Annotated in this window: 1 protein-coding gene; it reads left to right on the top strand. The window is 62.0% G+C overall.

What is annotated here, in order from left to right; genetic code table 11:
* Positions 1 to 101: 101 nt before the first annotated feature.
* Positions 102 to 513, top strand: a 412-nt coding sequence (locus tag Q7C21_RS23100; RefSeq protein ID WP_375151255.1) for a DedA family protein, incomplete at its 3' end; no start/stop codon positions are given.

The raw sequence follows: 513 nt of genomic DNA on the forward strand, positions 1-513 counted from the left end.
AACCCGCTGCGCCGTGGCCAAGTCGAAGGTCGCGACTACCTGATCCTCGACTGATTAGCGCAACCCCGTACCCGCCAGACACTGACAATGGAGTTGAAATTATGGGCCCATGGCTCGACAGCGTGACCGCCTGGCTGACCACCAACCCGCAATGGCTGGCCGCCGCTGTATTTATTGTGGCCTGCGTGGAGTGCCTGGCCATTGCCGGCCTGATCGTTCCGGGAACGGTGCTACTGTTCGCGATTGCCGTGCTGGCGGGCAACGGCGCGCTGTCACTGGGAGAAACCCTGCTTCTGGGGTTGTTCGGCGGTTTGCTCGGGGACGTGGTGTCCTACCTGCTGGGGCGTCACTTTCACCAAAGCATCCGGCGCCTGCCGGGACTGCGCCATCATCCGGAATGGATCAACGGCGCCGAAGCCTATTTTCAGCGTTACGGCATCGCCAGTCTGCTGGTAGGACGCTTCATCGGCCCGCTGCGGCCAATGTTGCCAATGGTTGCCGGCATGTTCGACA

It is taken from the genome of Pantoea sp. ANP04, from assembly GCF_041982285.1.
GTDB classification, from domain to species: domain Bacteria; phylum Pseudomonadota; class Gammaproteobacteria; order Enterobacterales; family Enterobacteriaceae; genus Pantoea; species Pantoea eucalypti.